Origin of the sequence: Kineococcus aridisoli (assembly GCF_050871885.1) — a bacterium.
Classification (GTDB): domain Bacteria; phylum Actinomycetota; class Actinomycetes; order Actinomycetales; family Kineococcaceae; genus Kineococcus.
The window spans coordinates 22235-42973 of the sequence record NZ_JBJLSF010000012.1; the positions used below are offsets into that span (position 1 = coordinate 22235).

At 76.7% G+C, this 20739-nt stretch carries 20 protein-coding genes; 9 read left to right on the forward strand and 11 right to left on the reverse strand.

The annotated features are described in order from the left end of the window. Positions 1-18 precede the first annotated feature (18 nt). From ACRYM2_RS05445 to ACRYM2_RS05455, 3 genes are read left to right on the forward strand one after another with little or no spacing between them, the layout of a single operon-like run. On the forward strand, positions 19-888 hold the full coding sequence (locus ACRYM2_RS05445) for a hypothetical protein (RefSeq protein WP_432520479.1): 870 nt from the start codon (positions 19-21) through the stop codon (positions 886-888). Positions 889-929: 41 nt separating this feature from the next. Next, positions 930-1517 (forward strand): hypothetical protein, encoded by a 588-nt coding sequence (locus ACRYM2_RS05450; RefSeq protein WP_432520480.1) that lies wholly within the window; start codon positions 930-932, stop codon positions 1515-1517. 25 nt (positions 1518-1542) lie between these two features. Then, the gene (locus ACRYM2_RS05455) at positions 1543-2379 is read left to right on the forward strand and encodes a M15 family metallopeptidase (RefSeq protein WP_432520482.1); all 837 of its coding nucleotides are present in this window, start codon (positions 1543-1545) and stop codon (positions 2377-2379) included. Here the strand turns inward: ACRYM2_RS05455 and ACRYM2_RS05460 are convergent. Further along, positions 2354-3715 (reverse strand): APC family permease, encoded by a 1362-nt coding sequence (locus ACRYM2_RS05460; RefSeq protein WP_432520484.1) that lies wholly within the window; start codon positions 3713-3715, stop codon positions 2354-2356. The two genes, ACRYM2_RS05455 and ACRYM2_RS05460, sit on opposite strands and share 26 nt — an antisense overlap. 143 nt (positions 3716-3858) lie before the next feature. Here ACRYM2_RS05460 and ACRYM2_RS05465 point away from each other — a divergent pair, with 143 nt between their 5' ends. The 4 genes from ACRYM2_RS05465 (at position 3859) to ACRYM2_RS05480 (ending at position 7520) form a co-directional block, all read left to right on the forward strand. Then, positions 3859-4347 carry a hypothetical protein gene (locus ACRYM2_RS05465; RefSeq protein WP_432520486.1) on the forward strand — a complete coding sequence of 163 codons (489 nt, stop codon included), beginning with the start codon at positions 3859-3861 and terminating at the stop codon, positions 4345-4347. A 90-nt stretch (positions 4348-4437) separates the two neighbouring features. Then, complete coding sequence (locus tag ACRYM2_RS05470) at positions 4438-4872, forward strand: MarR family winged helix-turn-helix transcriptional regulator (protein ID WP_432520488.1); 435 nt, start codon at positions 4438-4440, stop codon at positions 4870-4872. Continuing rightward, entirely contained in the window at positions 4869-5390 is a 522-nt protein-coding gene (locus ACRYM2_RS05475; protein WP_432520490.1) for a DUF2306 domain-containing protein, read from the forward strand. The genes ACRYM2_RS05470 and ACRYM2_RS05475 overlap by 4 nt, the downstream gene beginning before the upstream one ends. Before the next feature lie 108 nt (positions 5391-5498). Further along, positions 5499-7520 carry an alkaline phosphatase gene (locus tag ACRYM2_RS05480; RefSeq protein WP_432520492.1) on the forward strand — a complete coding sequence of 674 codons (2022 nt, stop codon included), beginning with the start codon at positions 5499-5501 and terminating at the stop codon, positions 7518-7520. Between the two features lie 94 nt (positions 7521-7614). On the opposite strand, the gene ACRYM2_RS05485 is transcribed toward ACRYM2_RS05480, so the two are convergent. The 4 genes from ACRYM2_RS05485 to ACRYM2_RS05500 all read right to left on the reverse strand — a co-directional run bounded on the left by ACRYM2_RS05485 (position 7615) and on the right by ACRYM2_RS05500 (position 12901). Next, positions 7615-7983 (reverse strand): hypothetical protein, encoded by a 369-nt coding sequence (locus tag ACRYM2_RS05485; RefSeq protein WP_432520494.1) that lies wholly within the window; start codon positions 7981-7983, stop codon positions 7615-7617. Between the two features lie 9 nt (positions 7984-7992). Continuing rightward, complete coding sequence (locus ACRYM2_RS05490) at positions 7993-8493, reverse strand: hypothetical protein (protein WP_432520496.1); 501 nt, start codon at positions 8491-8493, stop codon at positions 7993-7995. A gap of 75 nt (positions 8494-8568) precedes the next feature. After that, the gene (locus ACRYM2_RS05495; protein ID WP_432520498.1) at positions 8569-10365 is read right to left on the reverse strand and encodes a SpoIIE family protein phosphatase; all 1797 of its coding nucleotides are present in this window, start codon (positions 10363-10365) and stop codon (positions 8569-8571) included. Between the two features lies 1 nt (position 10366). Further along, on the reverse strand, positions 10367-12901 hold the full coding sequence (locus ACRYM2_RS05500) for a DEAD/DEAH box helicase (protein ID WP_432520563.1): 2535 nt from the start codon (positions 12899-12901) through the stop codon (positions 10367-10369). 176 nt (positions 12902-13077) lie between these two features. Here ACRYM2_RS05500 and ACRYM2_RS05505 point away from each other — a divergent pair, with 176 nt between their 5' ends. Next, complete coding sequence (locus ACRYM2_RS05505) at positions 13078-13752, forward strand: PAS domain-containing protein (protein ID WP_432520500.1); 675 nt, start codon at positions 13078-13080, stop codon at positions 13750-13752. A 71-nt stretch (positions 13753-13823) separates the two neighbouring features. Here the strand turns inward: ACRYM2_RS05505 and ACRYM2_RS05510 are convergent, their stop codons facing one another. The 5 genes from ACRYM2_RS05510 to ACRYM2_RS05530 all read right to left on the reverse strand — a co-directional run bounded on the left by ACRYM2_RS05510 (position 13824) and on the right by ACRYM2_RS05530 (position 19134). After that, positions 13824-14159 carry a response regulator transcription factor gene (locus ACRYM2_RS05510; RefSeq protein WP_432520501.1) on the reverse strand — a complete coding sequence of 112 codons (336 nt, stop codon included), beginning with the start codon at positions 14157-14159 and terminating at the stop codon, positions 13824-13826. A gap of 113 nt (positions 14160-14272) precedes the next feature. Beyond that, positions 14273-15715, reverse strand: a complete 1443-nt coding sequence (gene mptB / locus ACRYM2_RS05515) for a polyprenol phosphomannose-dependent alpha 1,6 mannosyltransferase MptB (protein ID WP_432520503.1) — start codon at positions 15713-15715, stop codon at positions 14273-14275. Continuing rightward, a complete protein-coding gene (locus tag ACRYM2_RS05520) occupies positions 15708-16460 on the reverse strand; it encodes a glycosyltransferase (RefSeq protein WP_432520504.1) in 753 nt (250 codons plus the stop codon). The genes mptB and ACRYM2_RS05520 overlap by 8 nt, the downstream gene beginning before the upstream one ends. 9 nt (positions 16461-16469) lie before the next feature. Continuing rightward, positions 16470-18587, reverse strand: a complete 2118-nt coding sequence (locus ACRYM2_RS05525; protein WP_432520506.1) for a SpoIIE family protein phosphatase — start codon at positions 18585-18587, stop codon at positions 16470-16472. 88 nt (positions 18588-18675) lie between these two features. Further along, the gene (locus ACRYM2_RS05530; protein WP_432520507.1) at positions 18676-19134 is read right to left on the reverse strand and encodes an ATP-binding protein; all 459 of its coding nucleotides are present in this window, start codon (positions 19132-19134) and stop codon (positions 18676-18678) included. Between the two features lie 268 nt (positions 19135-19402). Between ACRYM2_RS05530 and ACRYM2_RS05535 the strand changes: the two genes are divergently transcribed. Continuing rightward, a complete protein-coding gene (locus ACRYM2_RS05535) occupies positions 19403-20362 on the forward strand; it encodes a glucosyl-3-phosphoglycerate synthase (RefSeq protein ID WP_432520508.1) in 960 nt (319 codons plus the stop codon). Positions 20363-20384: 22 nt separating this feature from the next. On the opposite strand, the gene ACRYM2_RS05540 is transcribed toward ACRYM2_RS05535, so the two are convergent. Beyond that, complete coding sequence (locus ACRYM2_RS05540; protein ID WP_432520509.1) at positions 20385-20732, reverse strand: rhodanese-like domain-containing protein; 348 nt, start codon at positions 20730-20732, stop codon at positions 20385-20387. Positions 20733-20739 lie beyond the last annotated feature (7 nt).

Here is a 20739-nt window from a genome sequence, read left to right on the forward strand (position 1 = left end):
CGTCGCTAGGGTCGGTCGGTGGCACCGACGGCACCGCACGCACCCGGAGCACCGGCCCCGCAGCCCCCCGCCGGGCAGCCCCCCGCCGGGCAGCCCCCCGCCGGGCAGCCCCCCGCCGGGCAGCCCCCCGCCGGGTGGGCGGCCTGGGCGCTGACCGCCGCCGCGCTGCTGCCGGTGGCGCTCGCCGTGCTCGCCACCGCGCAGGTGCTCGGCGGCGCCCTCGACGAGCGCTGGTTCGCCTCGTACTCCACCGACGGCGACGGGGAGACGACGATGACCGTGGACCCGGGTGTGACGTTCTGGCAGCGGTGGTCGGTGCTGGCGCTCACCGTCCCGCTCACCGAGGCGCTGCTGGCCTCCGCGGCCGCCTGCACCGCGCTGGCCGTGCTGCGCCTGGTGGGCCGGCCGGCCTGGGTGGTGCCGGGGCCCGTGGCGCGCTGGGCCGCCGCGGGCGTCGCCTGGGCGACCGCGGCGGCGAGCGCGACCGCGCTCGCGGTGGTGCTCACGGCGGCCGGCCGGCCGGAGGGCGAGAGCTACTTCAGCAGCAGCGGCTCCCTGCTCGTCGACGCGGGACCGCAGGGCGCCCAGCTGCTGGCCGTCCTGGCGGTGGCGGCGGTCGCGGGTGCCGCGCTGGTGCGGCCGGGCGCACCCGCGCAGGCGCCGGAGCAGGCCTCGGGCCCCGGGCCGGCGACCCCGGTGGACCCGCCGGCCCCGGAGGCACCGGAGGCCGAGGCACCGGACGCCGAGGCACCGGACGCCGAGGCACCGGAGGCCGAGGCACCGGAGGAGGGGGCACCGGAGGAGGGGGCACCGGAGGAGGGGGCGGCCGCGGAGCTGCCCCGGCCCACGGCCGAGGAGTACGCCCTCTACCGCCGCCCGCGCCCGTGACGGCCGGGCGCGCGGCACCGCCCGGCCCGCCCGGGGAGGAGGTGGAGGAGGACGGCACCGGCGAGGGCTGGTCGTGGGTGTTCTGGCTCGCGGCCGCGGCGGCCGCCGCCCCGCTGCTGGTGAGCGCGGAGGTGGTCCGGCGCGCCCTCACCCGCGGGGCGCGGGAGTGGTCCGGACCGCAGCCCGGGGAACCGGCGCAGGTGTTCGCCGACCGCTGGTCGGAGGTGGTCGCGGTGGCGCAGACCGGCTGGAGCACGACGTCCACCGCGCTCGGGGCGCTCCTGCTGGCCGCGGTGGTGGTGGCGGGCCGGCCCGGCTGGCTGGTGCCGCCGCGCGGTGGCCGGGTGGCGGCCGCCGCGCTCGCGGCCGCGAGCGCCGCCGCGGCCGCGGCGAGCGGGGCGCTGTCGCTGCTGGTGCTGCTGCAGCCGCCGACGGCGCTGCAGCTGCACCGGCAGCCGCCGGGGACGCCGCGGGGTCCGGGGCTGCTGGACTGGGCCGTGGACGGCGGTCTGCACGTCCTGGCGCTGGTGCTGGGCCTCGTGGTCGTGGGACTGTGCCGCACCGGCGCGGCGGGTCGCGGTGGCGGACGCCGGCTCGGCAGGATCACGGGTGTCCGCGACGAGGTGTGAGACCGGGGTGCGAGGAGGTGGGTGCGTGCCGTCGCCGTTCGCCGCCGAGCGCCTGCCCGACGGGAGCCGCCGCTACGGCCACCGCGCGGTCGTGGCCCGCCGCGCGCTGCTGCTGGGGGTCGTGGGCGTGGGCGCCGCGACGACCGCGGGGGTCGCGCTGGGCGGGGACGACGGCGAGGACGGCGGCGCCGGCCGCGCCGTCGCCGCCGACCCCGCCACCCAGCCGCAGGCGCAGCCCGCGGCCACCACCGCCCCTCCGGCCGCGCCTCCCGCACCACCGGCGTTCTCCACCACGGACGCGGCCAGCCCCTGGGTGGTGGTGAACAAGCAGCACGCCATCGACCCGGTGGAGTACGTGCCGCCCGCGCTGACGACGGTGGCCGGCAAGCAGGTCTCCAGCCTCATCGCCCCCGAGCTGACCGCGCTGCTGGCGGCGGCCCGGGCGGAGGGCGTGCGGCTGGCCCTCACCAGCGGCTACCGCTCGCTGGACTACCAGCGGGGCGTGCACGCGCGGGCGGTGGCGCGGGAGGGGGCGGCCGAGGCCGAGCGGTACTCGGCGCGCCCCGGCCACAGCGAGCACCAGACCGGGCTGGCCGTCGACTTCGGCAGCACGACCGACGCCGGCTGCACGCTGCGCGACTGCTTCGCCGACACCCCCGAGGCGCAGTGGCTGGCCGCCCGCGCCGGCGCCTACGGCTTCCTGCTGCGCTACCGCCCCGAGGACACCGCCGTCACCGGCTACGCGGCGGAGTCCTGGCACTACCGCTGGGTCGGCGTGGACCTCGTGCAGCAGATGGCCGAGCGGGGTGTGACGACGCTGGAGGCGTTCTTCGGCGTCAGCGGGGGTCCGCAGTACGCGTGACCGGCTCGTCGCGCAGGTCGGCGGTGCGGCGCGAGGAGCGCCGGGTGATCAGGTGGAGCACCACCCCGACGAGCAGCAGGATCCCGGCGCGCAGCCACACCCCGGCCTCCTGCTGGGTGAGCAGCCCCACGCAGGAGACGATCCCCAGCACCGGCAGGACGGCCGGCGTGCGGAAGTGCCGGTGCTCGACGCGGTCGCGGCGCAGCACCAGGACGGCGGCGTTGGTGGCGATGAAGACGAGCAGCAGCAGTAGCACGACGGTCGCGGCGAGGGTCGCGAGGTCACCGCTGAGCACGAGCGCCATCGACACGATCGTGGTGACGACGATGGCCACCCACGGGGTGCGCCGGCCGGGCAGCACCCGCCCCAGCACGGGCGGCAGCAGGCCCTCGGTGGCCATGCCGTAGGTCAGGCGGCTGCACATGATGGCCGTCAGCAGGGCGCCGTTGGCGACCGCGATGAGCGCGACGAGGGAGTACAGCCAGCCCGGCAGCCCGACGTCGGCGACGCGCACGACCTCCAGCAGGGGCCCGTCGGAGTCGGCGATCTGCGCGGGCGCGACGGCCGTGGAGACCGCCAGGCCGACGAGGACGTAGACGACGCCGGCGACGGCGAGACCGCCGAAGAGGGCCCGCGGGTAGGTGCGGCTGGGGTCGACGGCCTCCTCGGCGAGGTTGGCGGAGGTCTCGAAGCCCACGAAGGAGTAGAAGGCGAGCACGGCGGCGGCCAGGACGCCCGCGGCCGGCGACTGGGTGGAGGAGAACTCCAGGACCCGGCCCGGGTCGCCCTCGCCGCGGCCGAGGACGACGGCGGCCAGCACGACGATGAGCACGAGGCCGCTGACCTCGATGACGGTCATGACGACGTTGGCGCGCAGGGAGTCCTTGATGCCGCGCGCGTTGAGCAGCGCGACGAGGGTGAGGAACACCAGCGCCGTCGGCAGCGCGGGCAGGTCGACCAGCGCGCCGAGGTAGTCGCCGGAGAACGCGAGCGAGAGGCCGGCGACGCTGGTCACCCCGGCCGCGAGCATGGAGAAGCCCACGAGGAAGGAGACCAGGGGCTTGCCGAACGCGCGCTGGGCGAAGACGGCCGTCCCGCCGGCCTTGGGGTACTTCGTGACGAGCTCGGCGTAGGAGGCCGCCGTGAGCAGCGCCAGCAGGAGCGCGACGAGCAGGGGGACCCAGATCGCCCCGCCCACCTCGCCGGCCAGCTGGCCCACGAGCGCGTAGATGCCCGCGCCCAGCACGTCGCCGAGGATGAAGAGGAAGAGGAGCTTGCCGGTGACGGCCCGCCGCAGTCCCGGTCCGGCGGGGGTCGTGTCGAGTGTGGTGTTCACCGCTGCCTCCTACCCACCTGCGGATCACCCGAACCGCCCCGTGCGCCGTCCGGGTGCGCCGTTCAACCCGGGCGGTCCGCCTGCCGATGCAGCAGGCACGCCGCGCACCGGCGCCGGCGCACCCGCGCACCCCGGAGGTCCCCGTGCCGAGCACCCGCCAGGCCCCGCTCTACCGCGCCGCCTTCGACCTGGTCGCCGCCCGCGCCTGCGGGGAGCACGCCCTCTTCGCCGCGGTCCTGCGCGAGCTGCGCGAGGACTTCGGCGACCTGTGCGCGGTGGGCACCTTCGCGGTCGCCCACGCCGCGCTGCGGCTGGTGTGCGCCACCTCCGGCAGCACCGGCGCCCAGGTCCTGGCCCGGGTGGTCGTCAACGACGTGCCCGCCGCCCGCGACGTCGCCGCCGACGTCCTGGCCGTGCTGGCCCGCGCCGGCGACGACCTCGCCGCCGCCTGCGAGGCCGCCCGGCTGCTCGGGCGGGGCCCGCGCGCCGAGGACGCCATGGTCGTCTTCACCGACGTCGCGCTGGCGCTGGTCACCCGCACGGCGGCCCTGGCCGGCGTCGGCGTCCCCGCGGTGTCCCAGCACCTGCGCGAGCAGGTGGAGTCCTCCCTCGCCGGCGACCTCGCCGCCTGAGCGGCCCCGGTCCGCGGACCCGCGAGGAGGACGGGGAGACCGGCGGGTCGAGTACCTTGCGGTTCTAAGGTGCTCGTGCCACAGTCGGGTGTGAGCGGTGAGCTGACCTTCGACCTGCACCTGCTGACCGCCCGGCTCGACCGCGCCGCGGACCGCCTGCTGCGCGCGGAGCTCGACCTGCCGTACCGCCGGTTCCTCGCCCTGCTGCTCGTGGGCGAGGGCGTCCCCACCCAGCGCGTGCTCGCCGAGGGCCTGGGTGTCACCGAACCCTCGACGAGCCGGATGGTCGCCGTCCTCGCCGAGGCCGGACTGCTCGACGTGTCGGCTCCCGCGGGCGGCGGGAACCGGCGCGGGCTGCGCCTGACCGCCGCCGGAGCGCACCTGGTCGCCACCGGGCGGGCCCTGCTCGAGGAGCGCTTCGCCGCGCTCGTCGCGGCGAGCGACTTCCCCTACGCGGAGTACGCGCAGCAGACCCGGCGCCTCATCGAGGTGCTGGACGACGACGAGACGGGAGCACCCACGTGAACGGATCGACGGTCCTGCTCATCGCCCACGCGGGCAGCGCGCTGGTGTGCCTGGGCCTGGGCGCCCTGGTCCTGCTGCGCAAGCGCAAGGGCGACGCCGCGCACCGCCGCGCGGGCTGGTGCTGGGTCGCCGGGATGACGTTCGTCGCGACGAGCTCGTTCGCCATCCGCGACATCCGCGACGGCCGGCTGAGCCTGCTGCACGTCCTGTCCGCGATCACCCTCGTCAGCCTGGTGCTGGGGATCCGCGCGGCGCGGCGCCACGACCTGCGGGGGCACCGCAGCAACATGCGCAACAGCTGGTTCGGCCTCGCCGGGGCCTTCCTCGGCGCCGTCGCGGTGCCCGGCCGCGACATCCCGGTGTTCGTCGTGACCGAACCGCTGGGCGCGCTCGCCGCCGCCGGCGCCGTCGCGGCCGTCACCGCGGTGCTCGCGCTGACCACCCGCCTCGTCGAGCGGCGCGGCAGCGGGCGGCGCGGCGGGCACCGGGGGGCGGCCGTGCCGGAGGCCGTCGGCTGACCCGGCGGGTGGGCTGGCGTGCACGCGGTGTTGGCCCCGGGTTCGAGCCCGGTTCGCCGGGCAGTGCCAGGTTGTGCCTGCCCTGAGCATCGAACTGAGAGGTACCCGGTGTCTGACGACCAGTCCACCACGAACGACGAGTCGATGCCCGCTCGTCGCGGTTTCTTCACCCGCCGAGGCCTCCTCGGCACGGGCGGCCTCGCCACCGCCATCGTCCTCGGCCAGGGGCTGCGCGACGCCTCGTCCGCCGCGGCCGCCGCCCCCGCGTACGTCCCGGCGCAGCTGAACGTCAAGGACGCGCACTACTCCACCACCGTGCGCCGCGTGCTGAACGCCGCGACGGCCACGGGCAGCGCCGTGCGCATCCTGCCGGTGAACCGCGCGAAGTTCCAGGTCGGCGCCACGTTCGACCTGCGCATCGAGGCCACCGGCGTGGACCCCGAGACCACCAGGATCGTCATCAAGGTCAACGACGGCAACGGCCCCGCCCCGCTGCTGAGCCCGGCGCCGGTGCGCACCAGTTCCGCGCCCGACTCGGTCGAGGTCACCTACCCCGGCCTGATCTACCCCGCGGCCGGCTCGTACACGATCGCCGCCGCCGTCAGCTCCTCGGCCGGCGAGGCCTCCCAGGAGGTCAAGCACGAGGTCGTGCTCAGCGACGCGAAGGGGAAGAAGGCCAAGAACGTCATCTTCTTCCTCGGCGACGGCATGGGCCAGGCCGCCATCACCGGCGCGCGCATCCTGTCCAAGGGCATCACCGAGGGCAAGTACGACGGCCTGCTGGAGATGGACACCCTCGACCACCGCGGCAACGTCACCACCTCCGGGGTCGACTCCATCGCCACCGACTCGGCGAACTCGATGTCGGCGTACATGACCGGCCACAAGTCGGCCGTCAACGCCATGGGCGTCTACCCCGGCAACTCCGAGGACCCCACCGCCAGCCCGCGCGTGGAGACCATGGCCGAGATCCTCAAGCGCTCGCGGGAGATGTCCATCGGCATCGTCACCACCGCCGAGATCCAGGACGCCACCCCGGCCGCGGTGTTCGCGCACACCCGCCGCCGCTCCGAGTACGTCGACATCATGGACCAGGCCCTGCAGCCCGGTCAGATGCCCGACGTGTTCATGGGCGGCGGCCGCGCCTCGCTGCTCCCGCAGTCCGAGGAGGGCTCGCGCCGCGAGGACGACCGCAACCTCATCGAGGAGTTCAAGGACAAGGGCTTCGCCTACGCGGGTTCGCGCACCGAGCTCGCGGCGGTCATGGCCGCCGGGACCCCCGACAAGCTGCTCGGCACCTTCACCCTGGGCAACCTCAACGTCTACATCGACCGCGAGATCACCCCGAACCCGGAGGTGCTCGGCGACTTCACCGACCAGCCGGGCCTGGTGGAGATGACGAAGGCCGCGCTGGAGGTCCTGGAGAAGAACGACAAAGGCTTCTTCCTCATGGTCGAGGGCGCTTCGATCGACAAGTCGGAGCACCCGCTGGACGGGCCGCGCGCCGTCTACGACACCATCGAGCTGGACCAGGCCGTCGGCGTCGCCAAGGAGTGGGCGGCCGGCCGCGACGACACCCTCATCGTCGTCACCGCCGACCACAACCACGCCATGAGCATCGCCGGCACCCACACGCTGTCCAAGGAGGGCTCGCCCGCCCGCCAGCAGAACGGCGTGTACGCCGACGCCGGTTTCCCGACCTACGTGGACGCGGACGGCGACGGGTTCCCCGACGACCCGAACCCGGACGTGCAGCTGTTCTTCGGCTGGTCCAACCACCCGGACCACCCGGACGACTTCGCGCACAACCCCGTGCTGCAGCAGCCGGCCCTGGAGGACCCCGCCACCGAGCAGGCGTTCCCCAACCCCGAGCGCGACCCGGGCGCCGTCGTCCAGATCGGCAACCTGCCGCTGGACGAGACGAACTGCGTGCACACCGTCGAGGACGTCTTCATCGGTGCCTCCGGCCCCGGCTCGGAGGGCTTCGCGAAGCTGCTGGACAACACCGAGGTGTTCCACGCGGTCTGCGCGGCCCTCGGCCTGCAGATCCCGACCTACGACCTGCTGAGCACCCGGGGCAAGGTCGCCGAGGCCGAGGTCGCGGCCCAGCAGACCGAACTGGTCGGCTGACCCGGCACGACCCGCACGAGCACCACCCGCACGAGCACCAGGGCGCCCTCCCCCGCACCCGCGGGGGAGGGCGTCGTGCGTGCACCCGGCCGGTTCAGCCCAGCAGCGAGCGCACCCGCGGCGGGCAGCCGGTGGGGTCCAGGAACCGCTGCGGCAGACCGGCCCGGGTGCGCAGCGCCGCGTAGCGGCCCAGCGGTGCGTCGCAGGGTTCCACGAGCCAGTCGCGGTCGGCCTGGGCGCGGGCGAACGCGTCGACGTCCTCGACGAGGTAGGCGCCCCCGGCCCCCAGCTCCAGCTCGACGTCGTGCTCGTGCAGCAGCACGGCCGCCACCGCCGAACCCGGCGCCGCCAGCAGCGCGCTGTCGCGGTCGGGCCGGTGCAGCAGCGCGAAGCCGGAGCGCTCGAACCCCGCCAGGGCCTGCCGCAGGTTCGTCACCGGGTGCACCTCGAACAGCAGCCTCACCGCCGCACCTCAGTGGCTGCCGGTGCCCCGGCGCGACTGCAGCACCGGGTCGACGAGCCGCTCGACGACGGCGCCGGTGGCGAGGGCGGCGACGGCCGCGTGCAGCACCTCGACGACACCCTCCCCGCGCTCCCAGGTGCGCGGCGGCGCACCGGCGCCGGTGGCGTTCTCCAGGGTCTGGTCGACGATGACGCGGGTCAGCGTCTGCACCACGTCCGCGCGCACCGCGACCAGCCCGCTGGCCCGCCACACCCCGCGCAGCGCACCGAGGGCGACGCCGGTCGCCACGTTCATCGCGGCGGTCGCCGCGACCGGGCGCTCGTCGTCGCCCGGGGAGCGGCCCAGCAGGATGAGCAGGGTCCGGCCCTGCACGTAGGAGGCGGGCCGCCCGGTCAGGGCGCGTTCCGCGCGCTGGCCCAGCGCCATCGCCGCCGCACCCACCAGTCCCCCGGCGGCACCGCGGGCGGCGGCACGCGCCAGCACCGCCCGTCGTCCCCTCGACCCGTCCACGCCGCCACCCCGCCCGTCCACGCCGCCACCCTGCCCGGCCGCGCCCCGCGGCGCCAGCGAGGCCCGCGGCGGGAGTCAGCGGCCGGCGGGCCCCGCCACGTGCAGCACGAGGATCGCCACGTCGTCCTCGCGGGTGTCGCCGAGGTCGGCGACGAGGGCGTCGCAGACCTCCTCGGCGGAGCGGTCGCGCAGGTCGGCGACGCGCCGGCGCAGCCGCTCCAGCCCCACGTGCAGGTCCTCCCCGCGGCGCTCCACCAGGCCGTCGGTGAAGAACACCAGCGTCGAGCCGGGCGGCAGCGACGCGGTGTGGTCGTGGCGGGGAGCCTCCGGCTGCAGGCCCAGCAGCAGGTCCGGCGGGGTGTCCAGCAGGCGGGCGTCGGCGCCGGGGGCCACGAGCACGGGCGGCAGGTGGCCGGCGTTGGACCAGCGCAGCCTGCGCACGCCCCCCTCCTCGCCCTCCCCCTCGGGCGGTTCCACGTGCGCGAGCACGGCCGTGGCCACCGAGGGGACGTGCAGCTGGTGCATCGCGCGGTCCAGGCCGGCGAGCACCTGCGCGGGGGTGGCGCCCAGGGCCGCGCACACCCCGCGCAGCAGGTTGCGCAGCTGCCCCATCTGGGCCGCGGCCTCGCGGTCGTGCCCGGCGACGTCGCCGATCGCGAGGACCGTCGCGCCGTCCGGGGAGGAGAACCCGTCGTACCAGTCGCCGCCCACCCGGGCCCCCTGGCCGGCCGGCAGGTAGCGCACGGCGACGCGCATCCCCTCCGGCTGCACCGGGGCGGTGAGCAGGCTGCGCTGCAGCGCCTCCGACATGCCGCGCTCGGCCTCGGCGGCCTGCAGCCCGGCGAGCGTCTGCGCGCACTGGGCGGCGAAGGCGTCGACGAGCTCCAGGTCGCGCTCGGCGAAGCGCTGCGGCTCGCGCCAGCCCACCGCCAGCGAGCCCAGCGTCGCGCCCCCCGCCCGCAGCGGCAGGCAGATCCACGCCTGCATCCCGGTGGCCGCGACCACCTCGTCCATGCCGGGGGCGGCGGCCAGCACAGCCTCGAGGTCGGGCAGCACGATGCGGCGGCCGGTGGCGGCGGCCAGGGCGACGGGCATCGCGTGGTCCACCGGGACCCGGCTCCAGGCCGCGGCCGCCTGCGGGCCCAGGCTCTCGGTGAGGGAGAGCCGCAGCTCCTCGCCGCTGCGCACGGCGACCGCGCCGCCGTCGGCGCCCAGGACGGCGAGGCCGCGGTGGACGACGGTGTCGGCCAGCTCGGCGGTGGTGCGCGCGGCCGCCAGCTGCACCGAGACGGCGACCAGACCGGCGAGGCGGGCGGCGGTCTCGGCCTGCGCCGTGAGCGCGCCCCGCAGCTCGTGACCGCGCACGTGCAGGTCGGCCTCGGCGCGCAGCTCCCGGCTCAGCTCCCCGACGCCCAGCGCGGCGTCCAGCGCGGCGTCCCCGCCGCGGGCGTGCACGAAGGGGGTGACGTCCTCGACGCGGTGCACGACCAGGCGCACGCGCCCGTCGCCGTCGAGCACGGGCGCGTTGAACGGGCTCCACCAGTGCTCGGTGAACCCGCCGCGGCCGTCGGGGACGTCGTAGCGCTGCAGCGGCATGGTGTCCGCCTCGCCCGTGCGCAGGACCCGCCGCAGCGAGTCCCCGAGGTTCGCCGTGGCGCGGGCCTCGGGGGTCTCGGGGTTGTCCGGGAACGCCTCCAGCACGTGCCGGCCGAGCAGCTGCCCGCGCGGGCGGCCGGTGGCGCGGGCGTAGGCGTCGTTGACGGCCACGATCCGCAGCCGCGCGTCGAGGAGGAGCAGCGGCGTCGGCAGCGCCGCGAAGACGGCCGCGTGGTCGACGGCCGCGTCGAGGCCCTCGTCCGCACCCGCGTCCACGTCACATCCTCAGCAGCCCGGCGACCCGCAGCACCGCCGCGCCGGCCTCGTCGGAGGCGTCGAGGTCGACCTCGGCGACGACCGCCCAGTCGCGGTCCCCCGCCGGGTCCACGACGACCTGGCGCACGTACCAGGTGCGCGGGGAGCCCTTCGGCTCCGGGCCCGAGCCGTCGTCGACCTGCAGCAGGTGCGGGCCGCGCGCGTCCGGGCCGGTGCCGATGCTCTCGTGCTCGTCGTAGTAGGCGTCCAGCTGGTCGGCCCAGGTGTCCTCGTCGGGCGAGCCGTCGAGCGCGGCCAGCTGCTCGGGGCGGTCCAGCGCGCACAGCTCCACGAAGCGGAACACCGCGTTGCGCACCAGGACCCGGAACGCGCGGGCGTTCGCGGTGACCGGCGGGGCCTGCTCCTCCTGCGGTGCGAGCACGTCCTCGACGTCCTCGACGTCGACGCCGTCGCGCAGCGCCTCCCACTCGGCCAGCAGCGAGGAGTCGGTCTGGCGCACGACCTCGCCGAGCCACTCCACGAGGTCGGTGAGCTCCTCGGTGCGGGCGTCGTCGGGCACGGTCTGCCGCAGAGCCTTGTAGGCGTCGGAGAGGTAGCGCAGGACGAGGCCCTCGGAGCGGGCGAGCTGGTAGAAGCCGACGTAGTCGCCGAACGTCATGGCCCGCTCGTACATGTCGCGCACGACGGACTTCGGCTTCACCTCGTGGTCGGCGACCCAGGGGTTGCCCGAGCGGTAGGTCTCGTAGGCGGCGCGCAGCTCCTCGGCGAGCGGCTGCGGCCACTCGACGTCCTCCAGCTGCGCCATCCGCTCCTCGTACTCGACACCGTCGGCCTTCATGCGCGCGACGGCCTCGCCCTTGGCCTTGGAGCGCTGCGCGAGCAGCACCTTCATCGGCTCGTCGAGCGTGGACTCGATGACGGAGACGACGTCGAGGGCGTAGGTCGGCGAGGCCGGGTCGAGCAGGTCGTCGATGACGGCCAGCGCGAACGGCGACAGGGGCTGGTTGAGGGCGAAGTCCAGCTGCAGGTCGGCCACGAGGCGCACCTGGCGGCCGTCGGGCAGGGGCGCGGGCAGCTTCTCCACGACGCCGGCGTCCAGCAGCGCCCGGAACAGCTCCACCGCGCGGCGCACGTGCTTGAGCTGGTTCTTGCGCGGTTCGTGGTTGTCCAGCAGCAGGTGCCGGGCGGCCTCGACGGGGTTGCCGGGGCGCTGCAGCAGGTTCAGCAGCATCGAGGTCGTCACCCGGAAGTGGCTGGTGAGCTGCTCGGGCTCGGCGACGACGAGCTTGTCCATCGTCGCCTGCGACCAGGAGACGAACCCCTCGGGCGCCTTGACGCGCTGCACGCGCTTGAGCTTCTTCGGGTCGTCGCCGGCCCGCGCGACGCGGCGGGCGTTCTCGACCTCGTGCTCGGGCGCCTGCACGACGACCGTCCCCGCGGTGTCGAAGCCGGCGCGGCCGGCGCGGCCGGCGATCTGGTGGAACTCCCGGGCGCGGTAGTGGCGGGTGCGGCGGCCGTCGAACTTGGTGAGCCCTGCGAAGAGCACCGTGCGGATCGGCACGTTGATGCCGACGCCGAGCGTGTCGGTGCCGCAGATGACCTTCAGCAGCCCCGCCTGGGCGAGCGTCTCGACGAGGCGGCGGTACTTGGGCAGCATCCCGGCGTGGTGGACGCCGACGCCCATCCGCAGCAGGCGGGAGAGGACCTTGCCGAAGCCGGCCGCGAAGCGGAAGGAGCCGATGGCCTCGGCGATGGCGTCGCGCTGCTCGCGGGTGGCGACCTTGGCGCTGGTCAGCGCCTGGGCCTGCTCGACGGCCGCGGCCTGGGTGGCGTGCACCACGTAGACGGGCGCGCGGTCGGTCTGGAGCAGCTCCTCGACGGTCTCCTGCAGTGGCGTCGTCGCGTAGGAGTAGTGCAGCGGCACCGGCCGCTCGACGGAGGTGACGACGGCGGTGGCCCGGCCGGTGCGGCGGCTGAGGTCCTCGCGCAGCCAGGTGACGTCGCCGAGGGTGGCCGACATGAGCAGGAACTGCGCCTGCGGCAGCTCGACGATCGGCACCTGCCACGCCCAGCCGCGGTCGGGGTCGGCGTAGAAGTGGAACTCGTCCATGACGACCTGGCCGACGTCGGCGAACGCGCCGGAGCGCAGCGCGACGTTGGCCAGCACCTCGGCCGTGCAGCAGACGATCGGCGCGCCCGGGTTCACCGACGCGTCGCCGGTCATCATGCCGACGCGCTCGGCGCCGAAGGTCTCCACCAGGGCGAAGAACTTCTCGCTGACCAGGGCCTTCAGCGGCGCGGTGTAGAAGGAGCGGATCCCCGCGGCCAGCGCCGCGGCGTGCGCACCGGCGGCGACGAGGGACTTGCCGGAGCCGGTGGGGGTCGCCAGCACGACGTTGGAGCCGGAGACGACCTCGATGAGCGCCTCCTGCTGGGCCGGGTACAGCTCGATGCCGCCGGCGGAGACCCAGGAGGAGAACGCCTCGAAGACGGCGTCGGGGTCGGCGGCGGCGGGGGTGCCCGCGGCGGGCAGCAGCTCGGGCAGCGGGGGCGCGGTGGCGATCGTCATGGCGTGCCCATCGTCGCACCGCCCGGGCCCGGGCGCGGGCCGGCGCCACCGCCGCGGGCCCGGCGCTCCGGGCCTGGTGGTCCGGGCCCGGGTGGAGCACCATGTGCGCACGGGTGGCGTCTCGAGCAGGGGGGTGACCGCGCGTGAGCGAGGACCCGTTGAGCCGCGAGCACCACGTGCGCCGGCGCGCCGAGCAGGTGCGCGCCGACCTGGCCGCCCTGTGGGGCGACGACATGCCGCCGGGACCGGACCCGCAGATCACCGCCCTCGTCGACAGCCTGGCCCTCGACGACGAGCACGGCCGCCGCCACGGGCTGGTCGTGCAGGGCGACGCCGTCCCCTTCCACGTGGTGGTGCGGCTGCTGGTCTCCAGCCCCGCCGGCCGGCAGGTGCTCGCGCAGCTGCCGGCGCCGCTGCGCGCGCGGGTCGACCTGGCGGTGACCACGCTGGGCGGTGCCGCGGTGGCCGTGCCCCCGGCCGACCGCGGGGTGCCGCAGACGCCCTCGGGGGCCTTCGCCCTGCGCGCGCACCCGCCGGTCGTCGACCTCGACGAGCGCACCAGCGGGCTGCTGGGGCTGCCGGCGCGCCAGCACCGGCTGACGTGGGTGCAGGTGCTGGAGCGGGTGCACCCGGCGGACCGGGCCGGGGTGCAGGCCGCGACGCTGGCCTCGCTGCACAAGCAGGCCTCGCTGGACCAGCGCTTCCGCGTCGTGCACGACGACGGCGGGGTGCACTGGCTGTCCACGGTGGCCCACGCGCTGACCGGCGAGGACGGCGGCACCGAGCAGGTCGTCGGCTTCGCGATGCCCAGCCCCTAGGCGCTCCCGCCGGACCGCCGGACCGCGGGCCAGCGGGTCCGGAGGGTCGGCGGGTCAGCGGGTGCGGGGGGTCAGGAGATGAGCCCGTCCTCGCGCGCCAGGACCGCGGCCGCGGCGGAGGAGCGGACGCCGTACTTGCGCCGCACGGCGGCCAGGTGCTGGGCGACGGTGTTGGCGGCGAGCCCGAAGCGCTCGGCGACCACCGAGCCGGGGCAGCCGTCGGCGACCAGCTGCAGGACCTCGCGCTCCCGGGCGGTCAGCACGACGGTGCGGCGGTCGGGGCGGGTGGCGCGCTCGGCCTCCTGCAGCGCGCGGTAGCGCTGCTCGGGGACGAGGACGAACCGGTTGCCCTCGGCGTCCTCCACGACGCGCTGGCCGTCGACGACGGCCACGCTGCGGTCCTCCATGTGCAAGCTCCTCCGTGGCGCCGCGGCGGCCTCTGGTTGGATCGCAGTCAGCGCACTCTGCGTCACGATACGCATTCGTACAGCGATTCAACATCCTTGAACTCGGCACCATCTCACCACCCGGTCGGCCGATGCCGCCACCGAGAGAGCGATCCCGCGACGAGGACCGCCAGCAGCGCCGCCCAGGCGATCCACGGGCCCACCTCGCGCCGGTAGCCCAGCGTCAGCGCCTCCACCGGCGCCGACATGCCGTCCACCAGCCCCGGCACGTACGCCAGCGCCAGCAGCGCCAGGCGCAGCGCCAGCAGCCGGTCCAGCACCGGCACCGCCAGCGCCAGCCCCAGCGGCCCCCACAGCAGCGCGTCGTACCAGGGCAGCTCGTAGGCGGCCCCCAGCAGGTAGCCCGCCGCCAGCGCCGCGGTGAACCCCGCGGCGCGGTCGCCGAAGTCGCCGCGCACCAGCGCCGGCCACCACAGCAGCACGACCGCCGCCATGACCAGGAGCATCCCCGGCAGCAGCCAGCCGCGGGGCAGGCCCGCGTCCACCAGCGGCCGCCACACCGTCGCCAGCGACACGTAGCGGCTGGCCGTGCGGGTCTGGTCGTAGACGTGCACCCCCGCCCACGCGTGCGCGGGCACCAGCACGAGCAGCAGCCCGCCGAGCCCGCGCAGCACCCAGCCGCGGCGCAGCTCCCCCGTCGTCAGCGCCGCCACCAGCAGCCCCGCGCCGACCGCCCCGTAGGGCAGCTTCGTGCCCACGGCCACGGCCAGCGCCACCCCCGCCGCCAGCGGGTGCCGGCGCCCCAGCAGCAGCACCCCGACGGCGGCCGCCCCCGCGAGGACGTCGGCGTGCGCCCCGCCCAGGCCGACCGTCAGCAGCAGCGGGTTGGCGCTCCACAGCACCTGCGCCCGCGCCCGGCGGGCGGGCTCGCGCACCGCCGCGCGCACCCCCAGCCCGGCCGCCGCCCAGGCCGCCAGCAGCAGCAGCTGCCAGCACCACACCGTCGCGCGCACGGAGTCCCCGCCGGCCAGGGAGGCCAGCGCCTGCAGCAGCGCCGCGACGGGCCCGTACACCGACGTCGTCGAGCGCCACGGGTCGCGCACGGCCGAGGCGACCGGGTCCTCGCCGCCGGCGAAGGTGTCCGGCGGCTGCGCGTACGGGTCGCCGCCCAGGGCGGCGATGCGCCCGTAGGCGGCGTAGCTGAGGTGGTCGGCGGAGCCGACCGGCGGCAGCAGCACCGTCAGCAGCGCCCCGGCGAGGCCCACGAGCAGGAAGCGGCGCGGCTGCCAGCCCCGCCCGACCGCGTGCACGGCGGCCAGCAGCGCCGTGCCGCCGGCGAGCACCGACAGCCCCGACAGCGCCGTGACCAGCTCCGAGGACGGCGAGCGGCCGAGGTCCAGCGGCAGGCGCCCGGGCCCCAGCGCGGGGACCGCCGCCGACGGCCCGGCGAGGGCGACCGCGGCCCAGCAGCCCAGGCAGAGCACGGCCGCCGCCGTCGCCAGCGCCGCGGCGGGCGGCGCCGCGGGGCGGGCGGGCGCGGAGGTGCGCTCAGGCACCGCTGACGCGGCGCAGGGCGTCGCCCAGCCGGCGCCGGCCGAGGGCGCGCGCGACGTCGCGGTACTGCGCGGCGCGGTGCAGCTGCGCCCGCCAGTCGGTGCCGGTCACCCGGTGCTGCAGCGCGCACGGCACCTCGCGCACCCGGAAGCCGGCGCGCAGCAGGTCGATGGTCAGGGCCGTCTCGACGCCCCAGCCCGGGGCCAGCGGCAGCGCCGCCTCGAAGGCCGCGCGGGTCAGGCAGCGCATCCCCGACAGCGGCTGCTGCGGGGACCAGCCGGCCGCGGCCAGCGTGCCGCGGCGGGCCAGGCCCACCACGAGCCCGCGCCCGCCGCCGGGGCTGGACTGGGGCGGCAGCACGGCGATCGTCATGTCCGCCTCGCCGGCCAGCACCGGCGCGGTCAGCGGGGCGGTCTCCACGGCGGTGGCGCCGAGGTCGGCGTCGACGAGCAGCAGCGGGCGGGGGCGCAGGCCCGGGCGCGGGGAGCGGGCCTCGGCGGCGGCGACGGCGCGGGCCCCCGTCTGCAGCGCGGCGGCCTTGCCGCGGTTGCGCGGGTGCGCCACGACGACGGCGCCCGCGGCGCGGGCAGCCCGGGCGGTGCCGTCGCGCGAGCCGTCGTCGACGACCACGACGAGGTCGACGACCTCCAGGGAGCGGACGGCGGCCACGGTGGCCGCGATGCGCTCCTCCTCGTCCTTGGCCGGGATCACTGCCGCGACGGTCGGGGAGGGGCGCAGGGGTGGCACGCGGCGACGCTAGCGCAGCCGCACGGCCAGCACCGTGACGTCGTCGTCGGCCTCCGCGCCGGTGTCGGCCATCCGGTGCACGAGCGCCTCGGCGACCTCGGCGGGCTCCTCGCGGGCCACGTCGCGGAAGTGCGCCAGCACGGCGTCCAGCCCCTCGGTGAGCGAGCGGCTGCGCGTCTCCACCAGGCCGTCGGAGAAGACGACCAGCCCGCTGCCGGGGGCCAGCCGCACGTCGAGGACCTCCTCGCGCCCGTCCCCGCCGACGCCGACGGGCACCCCCGGCGGCACGTCGAGGTAGCGCGGGCCGCCGTCGCAGGTCAGCGGCGGCAGGTGCCCGGCGCTGGCGGCCAGCAGGTGGCCGTCGGCGCCGAGCACGCCGTAGAAGATCGTCACGAGGTCCTCGCCGGCGCCGGCGCGCGCGCAGGCGTCGAGCCCGCGCAGCACGGCCGCGGGGTGCGGGTCGAGGACGGCCAGGGTGCGCACCTGGGTGCGGACCTCGCCCATGACGGTCGCCGCGCGCGCCCCGCGGCCCATGACGTCGCCCAGCACGACCGCGACGCGGCCGTCGGCCAGCGGGATCAGCTCGGCCCAGTCGCCGCCGACCTCCACCCCGGAGCTGGTGGTGGCGATGCGGTGGGCCCGCAGCCACGGGACCGGGGGCAGCGGGCCGGGTTGCAGCGCCTCCTGCAGCACGCGCGCGGTGTCGCGCTGCGCCTCCACCAGCCGCAGGCGCTCCAGGGTGCCGGCGACCTGGCGGGCGAAGGTGAGCAGGAACTCGCGCTCGGCGGCGCCCTCCCCCGGCGCGTCGACGAAGCCGAGCACGAGCGCGCCGGGCTGCCGCAGCTGCGAGACCAGCGGCAGCACCGCCCAGGCCTGCTCGCCGGCGGCCAGCGCCGCCTCGAAGAAGGGGCGCACGTTCGCGGGCAGGGCGGCCACGCCGGCGGCGCCGGCGGGGAAGGCGCCGCTCCGCCCGGCCAGCTGCGCGGCGTCGGCGAGCGTGACCCCGGGCGCCGGCACCGTCTGGCGGGTGCCGTCGGCGAGCATCCGGTGCAGCACCACGGGCGCGTCCGGGCCCCGGTGGTCGCCGACCACCAGGGTGCCGCGCACCGCCCCGGGCCCGTCGAGGCAGGCGCGCAGCACCGCGTCCAGGGCCTGCTCGGGGGTCGTCGCGGTGGCCAGCGCGGAGGTCAGCTGCTGCAGCGCGCGGGTGCGCCGGGCGGCGAGCACGCGGTCGGTGACGTCGTCGAGGGAGCCGACCCACTCCAGCACCTCGCCGCCGGGGTCGGTGGGGTCGGCCAGGACCGGCACGGCGACGGCGGTGAGGGTGCGCCAGCCCGAGGGGGTGCGCAGCCGGAAGCGGAAGCGGCCGGGGGCGCGGGCGGCGACGGCCAGGGCGAACGCCGACTGCACCTGGGGCAGGTCGTCGGGGTGGACGTCGCGCTGCCAGCCGGTGCCGCGCACGTCCCCGGCGCGCTGGGTGAGGGTGCGCCAGCCGGGCAGGTCGCACGTCATGCCGAACCCGGGGCGGGCGGTGAAGACGTCCAGGGAGCCGGCCTCGGCCAGCGTGCGGTAGCGCAGCTCGGAGCGGCGGGCGGTCTCCAGCAGCCGGGCGCGCTCGACGGCCAGCGCGCACTGCCCGGCCAGGGTGGCGGCGAAGACCTGCTGGTCGGCGTCCAGGGAGCCCTCGCGCAGGAAGCCGAAGCGCAGCACGCCGACGAGGCGGCCGCGCGCGACCAGCGGGTACATGGCCCAGGAGTGCTCGCCGAGGGCGAGGACGGTGTCGTTGAGGCCCCCGTCGAAGCGGGCGGCGAGCTCGGCGCGCGAGCCCAGCAGCACGGGCCGGCGGGTGCGGGCCGCGAGCGCGCTGGGGGTGGAGCTGACCAGCGGGACGGGCAGGCCGACCCCGAGGCCGCTGAGGCCGTCCTCGCCGGGCAGGTGCGGGGCCTGCGGGACGAGCACGTCGCCGCTCTCGTCGAGCAGGGAGACGCCGCAGGTGTGGGTGCGCAGCACGTCGCGACCGGTGCGCAGGACGGCCGTGACGGCCGTGCGCACGTCCAGGGCGGCGGCGAGGTCCTCGGCGGTGCGCTGGAGGTGCTCCAGGGGAACGGCGCGCACGTCGGGTTCCACCGCACCACGCTATCGCGGTGAGTGGATGGGAGGTGACTGGCAGTGACACGTCTGGGCGAACGGCACCCAGCGCGCCCTCAGCGCCCGCTCAGTGCGGGTGGTGGCGCGTCGGCCCCCCGAAGGAGGCCCAGACCGTGCGGCTGAGGTCGTCGACGTTGTCCACGACCCCCCACTCGTCGGCCAGGCCGTCCACGATGAACAGCCCCCGGCCGCCGGTGGCGCAGCCGTCCGGCGCGCGCGGGGCCAGCACCCGCCCGGGGGCGCCGCCGTCGGTGACCGCGACCTCCACGTGCGGAGCGGCCCCGGGCGCGGCGCCCGCGCCGGGGACGACCTCGACGGTGACCTCGCACTGCACGTGGATGCCGCCGTCGGCCAGCGGTCGCGCGTGGCGCACCGCGTTGCCGACGATCTCCGAGACGACGATCTCGATCTCCGCCAGTGCCATCTCGTCCAGCCCCGCGCCGTCGAGCACCGTGCGCACGACGTGCCGGGCCTTGGGGACGGACGCCGCGTCGTGGGCGAAGCTCGCCCAGTGCGTCGCCGGCACGGGCCGTACTCCCGTGGGCATCCGATCCCTCTCTGCAGTCCTCACCGTCGGGTCCGGGGTACCCGAGCGCCGGGAGGGTCAAACCTCGCCCGCGCAGCGCCGCCGCCGTCCGGGTGAGAGGCCCCGGACACCTCCCGGCAACGAGATCGAAACGTGACCGGACCGCCCGGCGCGCCCCTGTGACAGCCGCGTGAACTTCCTCGGCGGGCGGTGCCGCGGCCGCCGGCGACGTGCCACGGTGGGCCGACCGCGTCGACCGGAGGTTCTCGTGAAGCTGCCCGTGCAGACCTGGTTCGAGCGGTCCACGACCCGCGCGCGCGACTGGCCCATCGACCGCCTGCGCGCCCACAAGGCCGGCACCCGGGTCAGCGTCGTGCTGCCCGCCCTCGACGAGGAGGCCACCGTCGGCCGCGTCGTCGGCATGGTCCGCCGCCTCGCCGAGGCCACCGGGCTCGTCGACGAGGTCGTCGTCATGGACTCCGGGTCCACCGACGCCACCGCCGAGGTCGCCGCGGCGGCCGGCGCCGTCGTCCACCACCGCGACGAGGTGCTGCCGGGGACCGGCTCGCGACCCGGCAAGGGCGAGGTGCTGTGGAAGTCGCTGGCCGTCACCACCGGCGACGTCGTCGTCTTCGTCGACGCCGACCTCGTCGACCCGCAGCCGCAGCTGGTCACCGGCCTGCTCGGGCCGCTGCTCACCGACCCCGGCGTCGAGCTCGTCAAGGGCTGCTACGACCGCCCCCTGGCGGGCGCCGGCAGCACCTCGGGCGGGCGGGTCACCGAGCTCGTCGCCCGCCCGCTGCTCAGCGCCTTCTTCCCCGAGCTGGTCGGCGTCGTGCAGCCGCTGGGCGGCGAGTACGCCGGGCGCCGCCGGCTGCTGGAGGCGATCCCCTTCTGCGGCGGCTACGGCGTCGAGATCGCCGTGCTCATCGACACCCTGCGCCTGCGCGGGCTGCCGGCCATCGCCCAGGTCGACCTCGGCCGGCGCCAGCACGGCCACCAGGACACCGCCGCGCTGGGCCGGATGGCCGCCCAGGTCAGCCACGTCGTGCACCGGCGCGCCGGCGCCGAGGTGCCCGACCCGCCGAGCATCACCCAGTTCGCCCGCGACGGCTACGGCCACTACGCGCCCGTGACCCACCTGCTGGAGGTGGACGAGCGCCCGCCGATGATCGGCGTCGAGGGCTACCTCCGGGGCCGCCCGCAGCGCGCGGCGAAGGTGTCCTGAGCGCGCCGGCGGGCGGAGGGCGTCAGCGGACGAACGGCTCCTGGCCGGACTCGGAGACCAGCGGCTTGCCGGCGTCCGCCCACGCGCCCATGCCCCCCTCGACGTTCACGACCTCGTAGCCGTTGTGCTGCAGCCACTGCGCGGTGCGCTGGGAGCGGCCCCCGGAGCGGCAGACGACGGCGAAGGGGCCCTCGGGCAGCTCGCCCAGGCGCTGCGGCACCTGGCCCATCGGGACGTGCAGCGCCCCCTCGGCGTGCCCGGCCCGCCACTCGTCGTCCTCGCGCACGTCCACGAGGGCGAGGTCGGCGGGCAGGTCGGTGACGGAGATCGTGGGGACGCCGTCGACGTCGCGGGTGGGGAGCTCGCTCATGCGGCGA